Annotated in this window: 7 protein-coding genes; all 7 read left to right on the top strand. The window is 34.3% G+C overall.

Translation table 11 applies throughout. From position 1 onward, the window contains the following. Window positions 1–62 precede the first annotated feature (62 nt). The 7 genes from PT603_RS02115 to PT603_RS02145 all read left to right on the top strand — a co-directional run bounded on the left by PT603_RS02115 (window position 63) and on the right by PT603_RS02145 (window position 13,331). Complete coding sequence (locus PT603_RS02115) at window positions 63–3,689, top strand: SusC/RagA family TonB-linked outer membrane protein (protein ID WP_008239930.1); 3,627 nt, start codon at window positions 63–65, stop codon at window positions 3,687–3,689. Window positions 3,690–3,699: 10 nt separating this feature from the next. Further along, a complete protein-coding gene (locus PT603_RS02120; RefSeq protein ID WP_008239931.1) occupies window positions 3,700–5,115 on the top strand; it encodes a RagB/SusD family nutrient uptake outer membrane protein in 1,416 nt (471 codons plus the stop codon). A 42-nt stretch (window positions 5,116–5,157) separates the two neighbouring features. Further along, window positions 5,158–6,264, top strand: a complete 1,107-nt coding sequence (locus PT603_RS02125) for a hypothetical protein (RefSeq protein ID WP_008239932.1) — start codon at window positions 5,158–5,160, stop codon at window positions 6,262–6,264. Between the two features lie 16 nt (window positions 6,265–6,280). After that, the gene (locus tag PT603_RS02130; protein ID WP_008239933.1) at window positions 6,281–7,762 is read left to right on the top strand and encodes a hypothetical protein; all 1,482 of its coding nucleotides are present in this window, start codon (window positions 6,281–6,283) and stop codon (window positions 7,760–7,762) included. 17 nt (window positions 7,763–7,779) lie between these two features. Next, the gene (locus PT603_RS02135; protein ID WP_008239934.1) at window positions 7,780–10,467 is read left to right on the top strand and encodes an insulinase family protein; all 2,688 of its coding nucleotides are present in this window, start codon (window positions 7,780–7,782) and stop codon (window positions 10,465–10,467) included. A gap of 166 nt (window positions 10,468–10,633) precedes the next feature. After that, window positions 10,634–11,980, top strand: coding sequence for a thioredoxin fold domain-containing protein (locus PT603_RS02140; RefSeq protein WP_008239935.1), 1,347 nt, complete (start codon window positions 10,634–10,636; stop codon window positions 11,978–11,980). Between the two features lie 19 nt (window positions 11,981–11,999). Continuing rightward, window positions 12,000–13,331, top strand: a complete 1,332-nt coding sequence (locus PT603_RS02145) for a thioredoxin family protein (protein WP_008239936.1) — start codon at window positions 12,000–12,002, stop codon at window positions 13,329–13,331. Window positions 13,332–13,341 lie beyond the last annotated feature (10 nt).

A 13,341-nucleotide genomic window follows, 5' to 3' on the forward strand; every position in this document is an offset into this window, starting at 1 on the left:
AATAATACAGTATTAATTGCTGCTCTTTTGGCTATAAAGAGCACTAAAATCAGTGATAAGGTATGAGGCTGTCAGTTATTTTAATGCTAAGTGCCATATTTACTATTAATGCGGCTACTTTCTCGCAGTCGAAACGAGTTAATTTAAACTTGAATAATGTTAGTTTCTCAGCGTTGTTTCAAGAAATTAGAAAACAGACAGGATATAGTTTTTTCTTTAATGAAGAGAAAATTAATGAATTGTCCGCTGTTTCTGTTAAGAAAATTAATGCTCCCGTTGAAGAGGTGCTTAATAATGTGTTAGCAGGAACTGGATTGGTATACAAATTTGTAGACGGGGTCGTAATAATTGTAGAAGAAGAGAAAAGGCCAATTCAGACAAAAACAGTGACTGGTACTGTTGTCGACTCTAAAACCAAAGAACCTTTACTTGGAGTTAATGTAATGGTTAAAAATAGTCGCTTGGGAACCGTTACCGATTTTGATGGGAATTTCTCAATAAAAATTCCTCAGAATGATGCAGTCTTGGTATTTTCATATATAGGATATGTTAACCATGAAGTAAAGATTACCGAAAGTACTCATTTGCAGGTTAAAATGGAGGCTGAAACCTTAGGACTAGAAGAGGTAGTGGTTACAGGCTACCAGACTATTGATAAGAGGGAATTAACCAGTTCCATTGCTTCAGTTACTGCTGAAGATTTGGATATTGTTGGTGCCTTATCTATTGATAAAATGTTAGAAGGAAAGGCAACAGGTCTAATGGTCACCAGTTTGAGTTCAACTCCTGGTGCAGCTTCAAAAATTAGGGTGCGAGGAGGAAGTACCTTTACAGGTAACCAAAGTCCACTTTGGGTAGTAGATGGTGTAATTTATGAAGACCCTGTACCTCTTTCGGCAAGTGACATAAATAGTTTTGACAATGTAAATATTATAGGTAATGCCTTGACCGGTATTAATCCGTCTGATATAGCAAAGATTGATATTTTAAAAGATGCCTCTGCAACGGCTATCTATGGAACACGTGCCGCTAACGGGGTGATAGTTATCACTACAAAGAGAGGTGAAAAAGGGAAGCCTGTAATGACCTATTCTGGTGGATATAGCCTTACTCAAGCACCTCAGTATTCTGATTTAAATCTTATGAATTCAAGGGAACGTATCGATGTATCAAGAGAGATGTATGAACGTAATTTAGGGTATAGTAACTCGTATGAGAATATAGATCGACTTGGGTATGAAGGAGCTCTTATGAATTTATGGGATGGTACTTATACCTATGATGATTTCAAAAAAAGGGTAAATTATCTTGAGACTTTAAATAGTGATTGGTTTGGGAAATTGTACAGAAATTCTTTTACTGAAACACACTCCTTAAGTGCTTCTGGAGGAAGTGATAATGCTAAGTATTATTTCTCCATAGGATACGATGACCAGAAGGGGGCGGAACAAAATGTAGATTTAAACCGAATTACTGCCCGTTCAAATGTAGATCTTAATGTAAGAGATAATGTATTGTTGTCTTTACGTATGAATGGTTCTATTCAAAAGGGACATTATAATCATGGTTCAGTTAATGTGTTTAATACTGCGTATTACACCAGTAGAACCATTCCTATTTACAATGAAGATGGTAGCTATTTTATGCAGAGTCAGGAAATTAGATCTGATGGTTATGGGATAGAATATGCAGGATATAATGTGCTAAATGAAATGAACAATTCTGAGCGCAATATCACTAATAAGGACTTTTCAGTAGCAGCATCCTTGCGTTGGGACTTTTGGGATAAGTTTAGATTTACCAGTCAGGCTAGCTATAGAAATACCACGAACCTTACTGAGGAATGGATTACTGAAGATACTTTTTATGCTTCAAAACTACGTACCTATCAATATTTTGAAAATTTAATTGATGAGCGCGTAAATAATAATGGGTTACTTCCTTTCGGTGGTGTGTATACAGGTGGAATGGTAAATCAAGACACCTATTCTATTACCAATCAATTAAACTATAATACATTATTAGGAGGTAAACATTCCATAAATGTTAACTTAGGACAAGAGGCACGTTCTATAAATTATTGGGGAGCAACTGGATTCACTGTTCCAGGGTATAATCATTATCAGGGTAGAGGGTTTGTAGCTTTGCCTAGTCCCGGAGTTGTCTCAGTTGATGGAGTTAGTACTATAGACTTTTCGGAATATGATTATGACAACATGATCAACTGGCTTACCACAAAAGGCGGCCTTAATGTGTATCCTAATATTACCGATCGAGTTAATAATTTTATGTCTGTATTTGGGATAGTTAACTATGTGTATGATGGTCGTTATGTACTTAATTTTAATATGCGTAGTGATGGTTCAAATGCATTTGGCCAATATGAGCGCTATAAATTTAAGCCTACATACTCATTTTCTACACGTTGGAATTTACATAATGAAAAATTCTTGAGTGATGTTCAATGGCTGGATGAATTAGCTCTTAGAGGGTCTTATGGGGTAAGAGGAACCATGCCTGATGCTAGTCCCTACCTTGTAATATCTAATTATGGAAGAAATGATGTGTATTACTATCCTGAAAATGTGGCTAGTTTAGGGTCTTTTCCAAATGCAAACCTTAGGTGGGAAAAAACTCAAACAACCGATTTAGGTATTAACTATAGTTTATTGGGTGGTAGAATTAGTGGAGCATTGGATTATTCCTATTCTAAAAGTACAGATCTTCTACAAGCAAGACCGGTTTCTTTAGTGAATGGTACAGCTGTACAGGCATTTAATTCAGGGAGTAAGGATGTAAGTAGTTATGAGTTTTCTATAAGAACTATAAATATCAAAAAGAAAGATTTGGCATGGAGTACTCATTTTAATTTCTCTTATAATAAGGATAGAGTTCTCAAAGGGTTTGAGGATGGTGCGCTCGCTAATTTGACGGTTAATAATTACCTGAGAGGTAGTATATATCGAGAAGGATTCCCAACCAATGGTTTTTTCTCTTATAAATTTGAAGGATTAAATGAACATGGACTTCCAACTTTTGCTCATCTAGTAGAGGAAAATATGACTCCTGAAGAGCAATTAAAGGCAGCATTAGTGTATCAGGGAAGTAGAGTTCCATTGTATTATGGAGGTTTTGGTACCCAAATAAAATCTGGAAACTTCACGCTTTCTGCTAATTTCACATACAAACTGGGGTATAAGACGAGATTATTAAGCTTGTATAATGGCAATCAAAATTTACCATTGCCTTATGAAAACATGCATGCAGATTTTAATAATAGATGGAGACAACCAGGTGATGAAGCGTTTACGAATATTCCAGGAATATCTAATTATGATTTAAGATTTACAAGTAATCCATCAGCTGATGGTTTTAATAGTATTTATGTAACTAATATAAGATATATGGTGCCAAGTGGATCAAATGCCTGGTGGATGTATGACAATAGTGATGCCAGGGTGGTAAGTGCTAGTCACATTCGATTTCAGTCAGTAACACTTTCTTATAATTTACCTAAAAGCTTAATTGAAGGAACTGGGATAAATCATATGAATATTGGAATTCAAGGTAGTAATCTAGGATATTTTGCCTTTGATGGAAAGCTTAGAGGACAGGATCCTGAGCAGGTATCAGGTATAGGGTTACCAACCTTGCCAAACTATAGTTTAAGTGTTAACATGAGTTTCTAAAAGAAGAATTATGAAAAAAATTATATATATACTAGCACTTTTGCCTTTATGGGGGTGTAGTGGTTTTTTGGATGAAGTAGATCAAGACAAGTTGATTCCTGAAAAAGTAGAACACTATGAGGCCCTTCTTCTTAAAGAGTTTAATGGGACTTATCCGCTAATGAGGACTGTAGACCATATGACAGATAATCTTGTTGAAGATCCCACAGCTACTACTTCTCGTAAGTTTTCAGTAAAAACTACCTATACTTGGCAGAGGGAGATAGAGATCGATGAAAATGGTAATAGAATATCAGGTATTAATTCCTCATGGGAATTTATGTATGAGGATATTGCCATAGCCAACTATGTAATTGAACTTATAGATGATGCCTTAGGAGAAGAAAATCAGAGAAATTATACCAAAGGTGAAGCCTATTTTATTCGTGCTTTGAGCTATTTTAATTTGGTAAACCTGTATGGTTTGCCATATAATGAGGCTACTGCAAATGTAGATTTGGGTGTTCCATTAAGAGATAATATCGGAGTAGAACTTACGTATAGTAGAAATACTGTAGCAGAATGTTATGCTTTCATTGAAAATGATTTGGAAAAGGCAATTGAATTAATCACTTTGAGTGCTGCAGAAAAGAGTATATGGCATCCAAACCTGGCAGCATGTAACTTATTAATGTCTAGAATTAAACTTTACCAGCAAAAATGGGATGAAGCTATTGATTTTGCAGATAAGGTTATAGAAAGCCGAAGCCTTGTGAAAATTACTCCAAATGCACCGTTTGTTACCCAGAGTAATTCAGAAATACTGTATTCTTATTATACTACAAATCCAATACGATTAACAGACGATATTCCATTTAAAGCAAATCCTCAGCTTATAAATATGTATGAAGCAAAGGATCTACGTAAGGCAGTGTTTTTCTCTTCGATTGATGATGGAACTGGAAGATTTAATTATTATTCAAATAAATACATTAGAGATACTTACACTGAATTAGGGTTTGCGAATTTTAGAGTTGCAGAAGCGTATCTTAATAGAGCTGAAGCCTATGCCAAAAAAGGAGAATCTGCCAATGCATTAAATGATATCATGGCTTTGCACGCTAAGCGTTATTCGGATGTGTCTGGAATTGTCTATCCTAGCAATCCAACAGAGGTGCTTACTTTGGTACTTAATGAAAGACGTAAAGAATTCTGTTTTGAAGATCATCATAGATGGTTCGATCTAAGAAGAATGGAAAACAGACCAGAGATCCAACATGAGTTTACCTTGATTGAAAACAATGGTACGCGATTAGGCAAGGAAGTGTATACTCTGTTATCAAACGATCTTAATTATACACTGCCTATTCCTATTCAGGAAAGAAATAACAATCCGCTGATTAGAAATAATGAGCGCTATGAGAAGATTCCGATAATCGTTGATTAATTGGGATTTGGTAACATTAACTTCAACCTTTTATAAAGAATTATGAAAAATAAAATATTTGCATATGGGGTGTTATTAGCGTTGGTATTCACAGCATGTAGCACTGAAGATGATCTGGAACCATCAGATCTAGATAATGATAGAGTGTCCACCCAATTGGATATGTCAAACCCACTAGTAAAACGTTGGTTCACGGATTATAATACGGGGGTTTTGTATGAATATGACAGATTACTTGATTTTGTATACGTAGCCTCTTCCGCTCAGGAGGCTGCCTCCTGGGAAGGTGTTGAATTACCGGAGCTTAGTACCTTATATTCGGATGAGAATGGTGTCTTTATTCCCTCTGAAGAGGAGGCCTATAAAGCCCATGTACAGGCATCTCTGGAGTTTTTGGATGCAAACTTATTTGCTTATTTTAAACCAAATTCGAAAGTAGCTACTTTAATGCCTCATAAAGTATTAATTAGTGAGTCTATTTTTAGTAATGGTAATATTCCAGGTGGCAAAGTGCTTACAGAATCAGAAGAGAGATTCAGTTCTTCAAATCAATATGGACAAAGAGCCGTATTTAATAGACACTCCATTGTTTTTGCCCTTAATCAAGACGAATTTCAAAATGATCCAGAAGGATATACGAAGGATAATTTTTATATTTTCTTAACTCGACTAATGAATATGCATAATTTGTATGCACAACTTCCTGAATCCTTTTTTACTTCCAAAGAAAACTATTATGGGAAGGAAATGGAAGCTATCTATAGAGAAGAATTAGGTATTGGAGAGGAAAAAACAGTCTATGTTATTGACAAAAATTGGTTTTATTCTAAAGGATTTATTGACGCCATATATTTCTATAATGGATCTTCGGGATTACGTAGTTATACCCAAAGTTTTGATGAAGATGGCAATAGGTTGCCAACTCGTATTACCCATTTAAAGGCTATCAGACCTAACTATGATTTTGTTGATAGTAGAGAAATTGATGTACGAAGCTATATCAATGAAATGATTTATAGGGATGCGGATGAGTTCTTGGAATTCCCACAAAATATTCAAGATAATTTAAAGGCCTTACTGGATTTGTTTACAGATTTAGGAATAGATATTCTTGCCTTGAATCCTGATTTGGAAGTACTAAACCAATAAATTACCTAAAGAAATTATGAAAAAAACAATAACATATACAATTATATTGGGGCTTTCATTTTTGCTCTTGCTGCAATCATGTCAAGAGGACCCTAGTTTTCCTGATCCAGGATTTGAAATCGGAGATCAACGTGTCGAAGTAAGAAGAGATACCGCTGATTATTACGATATTAAAATGAAAATGGATGTGCCTAATCAAGTAAAAGAAATCTTATTACTAGACGCACTTGATTATTCCCTATTAGAAACGATTAATGAGTATAATAATAAGACGAAATTTGATTTTAACTATCGCGTAGACCTAACTTCCTTTGACAAGGATACGGTACTTAACTATATTATTAAGGTTACCGATAAGGATGCTCGTAGTTTTAATAGAGGTATTCGTATTTCAGTAAAAAGATTTTCTTTCCCTGAGATTAAATTGATAGGTGGTTCCAGTATTGCTCTCGCCGCACCTGCTTACAATGTGAAAGGTAAAATTTCAACTGGACTTAACCTTATTAGCTCAGTTAAGGTGCTGTTTGAAGGAGAAGAACAGTATTCTTTTGTACCTCAAGCGGGGGAAGAACTACATGAAATGGATTTAAAAGCTTTGGTATTCTTAGGGGACCTGGATCCATCTCAACAGTATACAATTGATATAGTTATTGCTGATAATATGGGCCAAGAATCAACCACGAACATAACAGTTAGAAAAAGTGAGTTTGTTAAAAAGCCTTATAGGATTAATTACCTGAACACCTCTGGTATTATTATTCATATTGAACCTACCTATAACGAAGATGGTAATATAGTTGCTTTTGATTATAAGTGGACCAATAATGGCAATAATTATCGAAATGAATTCCATTATAATGATCAAAAAATGATAGATACCGTTTTATATCGTTCTTTAGATGCTGATGGTAATTATTCTAGAGACTGGTATACGTATATTAATTATGTGGAAGGTACTAAACAAATATCCACCATAGAATCTCAATCTTTTGAATATGATGGAGGAAATGTGAGTGTAGGTAGCGTAGATGTTGAGGCTTCAAGTTTTGTCTATACTCCAGAAGGAACGGTATCTTCATTTAGAACCAGTTCCACAGTTAGTAATGTCTATTATTCAGATCCGTTTAATTTAGGCGAAAGTGTTTTTGGTGAATATTGGCAATTAGCAAGTTATATGACTAATAATGCTTCTAGAAGGCAACACAGAGAAGAGTATGACCCTATCCTAATTCCTACATTTATCGAAGGGCTACCACCTTTTTACGATTATAACAGCTCCGTTTTTTTAAATGTGTTTAATGATATCTTCTGGCATAAATATATGATGACGAAAACAGTTCCTACTGATCCTACTTATACAGGAACATTTTTAAGAGAACCTAGTTTTACCTATGAAACAGATGATGAAGGGAATATTATTTCGATTTTGAAGACGTATACTTCAGGAGGTTCTCAGTTTGAAGGTAAGACAGAGAGATATACTTTCTTTTATGACTAAAATATAAATTATTAAATATGAATATGTTTTTTTTAAATATCAAAAAAACAATTATTTCACTCCTATTCATTAGTATTTCTGCCCATAGTTTTGGGCAGAAATTTTTTATGCCAGAGAGTGTTATTTATAAAAAATTACCGAATGGATTCTCCTATTATCTACTACCTGATGATGGAGAGCGAGGAAAGATCACAGTGCATTTACTTTCTTCTGTTGGATCATTGGTTGAGGCCCCTAATGAAAGGGGAGTAGGACATTTTATTGAACATATGGTCTTTAAAGGGAGTAAAAATTTTCCTGGAGAAGGGACTATGAAGGAGTTGGATAAAATGGGTCTTAGGATCGGTAGGGATTATAATGCTAGTGTAAGTAATACATTGACAGAATATCATATTAATCTTCCGCAAGACAATTGGGATTATTTGCAGCAAACATTGTTGCTAATGAAGGATTGGGTTTCTGATCTAGAGATGGAGGAAGAATCTTTCAAAGTGGAACAAAAAGTAGTTATAGAAGAGATTCGTAAACGTAATTCATCAGTGTCTCCTTACCTTATCGGTACTCCATTGGAGGGACATGATGGATTAGGGACGGAAGAACAGATAAATAGTATTACATCTGAAGAAGTGAAAACATTTTATCATAAATATTATACTCCTGATAATGTGGCTTTAGTTATTCAAGGAAAGGTTAATGAAAAAAAAGTTATAAGGTTCATTGAAAGTACTTTTGGTCAAATCCCAGCCAAAAAAAATACGTTAGAAAATAAATATATTGATTTAACGAAGAAAACGGTTATCGATTCTACCTATGTTTCTTCATTTAAGAGTAATGTACCTTCTCTTGTATTGGCATTTAAAGCCCCAAGTGTAGCTATTACTAGTTACGAGTCCTTTAAAATAAATTACATTGACTATCTCTTTAGCATGATTTTAGAGAACAGATTGATGACTTTTTCTGATGATGATTTAAATGAGACCAATGTAATGATAAGTGAGATATTGCCTGGGTCAATGATGTATAATATTAGGATGCAAGGCAAAAATCAGATTAGTTATTCTAAAATGTTAGACATATTCGTAAAAGTAATAGCCGAAGCAAGGAAAAATGGATTTTCTCAGGAAGAAATTGATTATTTTCTGGATAGACTTATCAAGAAAAATGAAGCAGAAGGTTCAGATGAAATAATACGGTTTGCAGCTGCACAAAAGCATTTTTTAACGGGTGATACTCCTTTGTTAAAGATGGATAGGCGTGCATACTTTAAAGAGTTACAAGAGACTATTACGCCTGAAGACTTTAAATCTGTACTGCAAAATTTTACAGATTATCACAAAACCATTTTATATGATCGTAATTCAGTTTCTTTTACTTCTGATTTTCAAGGTTCCTATATATTAAGTAAACTGGGAAATAGTATCAATGAGGTCGGAGACTTCCCGAAATATGTATTTTCAGAACCTAAAGGTGGTTTTATGATTAGGGTAGCAAAAAATCTTTCGGATATTGAAGTACCTCAAAATAATCCTTTAGCTGTTTATAGAAAAAAGAATCTGGGAGAAGGGTTATATCTATTAGAGTTTAAAAACGGGATGTCGGTATTGGTTAACAATGCTCCTACGGTTAAGGCTCAAATTAAATTGATTTCCAAACATGGATTGTCCACGTTGCCAGAAAATGATACCCTTATTTTTAAGCAAACTTTAGCTCTTTTTAATAAGACCTTTGGTGGTTATGATGAAAAGCAAGCTTCAAATTTGTTAAGAGAATATATGTTTAAATTACGAGATGATATAAGTCCGGCTCATTATCAGTTAGAACTTACAAGCGTAGCTAAATCTTTAGAATATAAACATTTATTGCAGGCATTCCATCTAATTTTAGGGAGTGAATATATGCCTGAATGGTCTGCTTTTAAGGAAGAAGTGAAATCTGACAGAGAACTCAAAAAAAGGAGCAATATTGAGATTGATGAAGATGTTCTGAAACGAATGTATGCATATAATCAGGAGTTCAAACGAAACTTCAAAGATGCCTATATATATGTAGGAGGTAACTTACCAGCTAATATTGATGAACTTATATCCTTGTATTTAGCTACGATCAAACCCTTAGATTTATCAAAATCTAATAGACTTACTACTTTGAGTACGGAAGACAATGTTTCAAAATATATAGAAGAAGCCAGAGGTAAGATTCAATCACGTGCTAGTTTTAATTTTGAAAAAACATATGCTAGAAATTATACATTTAAAGAGTTATTGGTAGCTGAGGTGATTTCAGAATATGGATATCAACGTATTTTTGATGTTTTACGAAAAAAACATGGATTAGTATATTCCTCTGGAACCAGTGCTGGAGGTAAAGTAGAAGAAAATACTTTATGGGTTAGTTTGAGGTACATTGCCGATAATACAAATTTACTCAAGGCTAAGAATATAATGATTAATGAAATTTTGAAACCTATGAGTAAGGGAGAAATCTCAAATGAAGAAATAGCTATAATCAAGGCAAAATTAGCTGGTAAATTAGATTTATATTTTTATGACGATGAGGTTGTAAGTGATGTCTATATTAAAAGAGCACTTAAGTTTAATAAGTTATTTACCGTCAAGGAATTGAATAAACTGGTAAACAGTATTTCTAATAAAAGAATTAGAGAGGGGTTGAAATCATATATTGATTATTCGAAAGGGTTTGAGTAAGTCCCTACTACAGTAGCTTAATAATACGAATAGTATTTTCTAATGGAGGTAGAGTTGTGTTTTCACAGCTCTACTTTTTTTATAAGGCATTGTCACTCCCAGACCCCAGTTTTGCGTCCTATTAGTAAAAGGCCATATTGGCTATAACCTTACCTTAATTAAAAATATGAAAAGAACCCTATTCACGTTTATAACGTATATACTAATAGGTTGTTGGACACTATCGGCCCAAGGAATCGATTTCCAAAAGTTATCCTTGGAGGAGGCTTTAGCCAAAGCTTCTATTGAAAAAAAATTAGTGTTTATTGATTTTTACACGACTTGGTGTGCCCCGTGTAAAACCATGACTAAGCTAATTTTTCCACTTCCTGAGGTTGGAGAAGTCTATAATAAAGAATTTGTAAATATTAAACTTGATGCTGAAAAGGAAGGTCTTAAGGCGGCTAAAAAATACAATGTCCAAAGCTATCCTACCTTATTATTTTTAGATTCTCAAGGGAACGTGGTATTCAAAGAGACGGGTTTACGTCCTGTAAATGATTTTATTGAATTAGGTAAAAACGCCGTATCAGCTCATAGAAGTGAATTAAGTTTACAACGTTTACAGGAGGAGTTTCCTAAAAGACAAAATGATGCTTCATTTCTAAAAATCTATTATACAAAAATGATTGAGTACGGACAAAGTCCTATTGAAGGTATTAATGCTTGGCTTAAAGTGCAAAAGGAAATTGATGAGGATGATGAGGATATGATGGAATTTTTGTTTAAGTACAAAAATTACATTGTGGCAGGATCCAAAGGAGAGGCAATATTGCAAGCCAATTTTGATGAATATATGGATATTGCTACTAAAAAGGAAGAAGACGAATTAGAGCGCTTTAAAGTTCAGATTCTTCAGAATACTAGAGATTTAGCGTATCAAACTCAAAATCCGGATTTATGGTTAACCTTTATGGAAGGATTTAATAAATTACCTGAAAAGTTTAAAAAACGAGGTAATCCAGTGGAGTATAAGATGACATACGCTGCTTTACTTAAAGATGATCAAACTTTTAAAATTCTTACTAAAAAATATATAGATAGTCTAATAAGTCAAAAATCTATAACTGAAATTACGGAAACAGATACTAAAGAGTATGAGAGGAGAGCTAAGTCTCTTGAAAATAGCAATTCTCCAGAGGTTACTCGAATACTTCAGGCCTATAAGAATGGTATGGGAGCGGGTTCAATTGTAGAAGACATTCATCAAAAAGCGCAAGCATACCTTGCTCGTGTGGATTCAAATTCAGAGTACAAAGACATTGAAAATTGGATTGCATATGGCGATCAATTAGGAGCTAGTTCATATTACATGGATAACCTTAGGGCTGATATGTACTATAAAAGAGGAAAAGTAAAAAAGGCGATTAACTATAAAAAACAAGCATTAGCTAATTGGCCTGATTACGACAAAAAGCGTGATACCAGAGTCTATGAGCTATCACTGATGGAAGGAACACAAAAGATAAAATAACAGAAAACGGAATAATTAGATGTTACATAAAATATTATTAGGATTTTGTATGCTGATGCTTTCTTTTGTTAGCAATGCTCAAGGTATACAATTTGAAAAAGGAACGTTTAAACAAGCTTTACAAAAGGCAAAGAAGGAAAACAAGTTGTTATTTATTGATGGATATGCTGATTGGTGCGCTCCATGTAAAAAAATGGAAAAAACTGTTTTTCAGGAAGAAGAAGTGGGTACTTATTTTGACGAACATATTGTCGCTCTTAAAGTAGATGTGGAAAAGGGTGACGGCCCAAAAATCAAGGAAAAATATGATATTCAGGGCTTGCCTGGTTACGTCTTTATTGATGGAAATGATGAGGTGGTATATCGATTTTCTAGAGCCATGCCCACTGAGGAGTTTATGAAAGAGGTGAAGTCTGCCGTTGCCTATTCTAAAGATCCAAATAGTCTTGGTCGATTAAGAGAGCGTTATGCTGTCAATAAGCAGGATGAGACACTCGTTAGGATGTATATGGATAAGATGCTTTTTCAAGGGGAAACACAAAATTATACAGATGTTTTAGAACATTACCTTCGTATTCAAAAAAGTGTTCCTGATTCTAGTAAGGCGATGGTAAAGTTATTAGCGGATCATTACAAACAGCTTGTTTTAGGAGGAGAGGCTGAACGAATTATAAGTGATAATATTGAAACAAAGGCTTGGAAAAAGCATGTTAGAAAGGACATCCGTGAAATTTATCAGAAGATACCAAAAGAAATGATCACTACAACCACGGAGTATGCCATTTTGAAGCGTGACACAACCTATTTAGAGTTGGCAATTAAAAATGCTAGTAATGCTGGTTTTTCTACTGATGACGCACAAAAAAAGCGTATTTATACCTATTACTATTTAAAAACAGGACAAGGTGAGAAGTACAAAGCTTTTGTCTATAACGACATCGTTGGGTATTTAAATAATATAGATAAAGAGGAGTTAAGAAGCTTTTATGTAGATTGGCTTGAGAGGACTGCTCAGGGAGATCCTGAAGCATTGCGAATTTCTAGACCAAATTCCGTTCGTCACAGTATGGATATATACAATATGGTGAAAAACTATGCCCAGTTTGCAAGAACAAAAGATGAGAAAAGTGAAGCATTGTCATGGATGGAAGTAGCTTTTTACATACGTCCAAATTCTCAGGAAAATACAAATAACTATGCCAATATATTGTATGTGTTGGGCCATAAAACGAAGGCGATAGAGCTCAAAGAACAAGCCTATGAGATGGGCCTAAAGGAGGGAATTAAAAGAATTTCATTTCTAAAGCAAGAATTAGATTTAATGAAGGCTGGTGAGCCAATACAATTGTAGTTAAGAGATT

The organism is Imtechella halotolerans, assembly GCF_028743515.2.
Taxonomy (GTDB): domain Bacteria; phylum Bacteroidota; class Bacteroidia; order Flavobacteriales; family Flavobacteriaceae; genus Imtechella; species Imtechella halotolerans.

Coding starts and splice junctions, on each gene's coding strand:
- PT603_RS02130 (WP_008239933.1), top strand. CDS start 6,281: ATGAAAAAAACAATAACATATACAATTATATTGGGGCTTTCATTTTTG.
- PT603_RS02125 (WP_008239932.1), top strand. CDS start 5,158: ATGAAAAATAAAATATTTGCATATGGGGTGTTATTAGCGTTGGTATTC.
- PT603_RS02120 (WP_008239931.1), top strand. CDS start 3,700: ATGAAAAAAATTATATATATACTAGCACTTTTGCCTTTATGGGGGTGT.
- PT603_RS02115 (WP_008239930.1), top strand. CDS start 63: ATGAGGCTGTCAGTTATTTTAATGCTAAGTGCCATATTTACTATTAAT.
- PT603_RS02145 (WP_008239936.1), top strand. CDS start 12,000: ATGTTACATAAAATATTATTAGGATTTTGTATGCTGATGCTTTCTTTT.
- PT603_RS02135 (WP_008239934.1), top strand. CDS start 7,780: ATGAATATGTTTTTTTTAAATATCAAAAAAACAATTATTTCACTCCTA.
- PT603_RS02140 (WP_008239935.1), top strand. CDS start 10,634: ATGAAAAGAACCCTATTCACGTTTATAACGTATATACTAATAGGTTGT.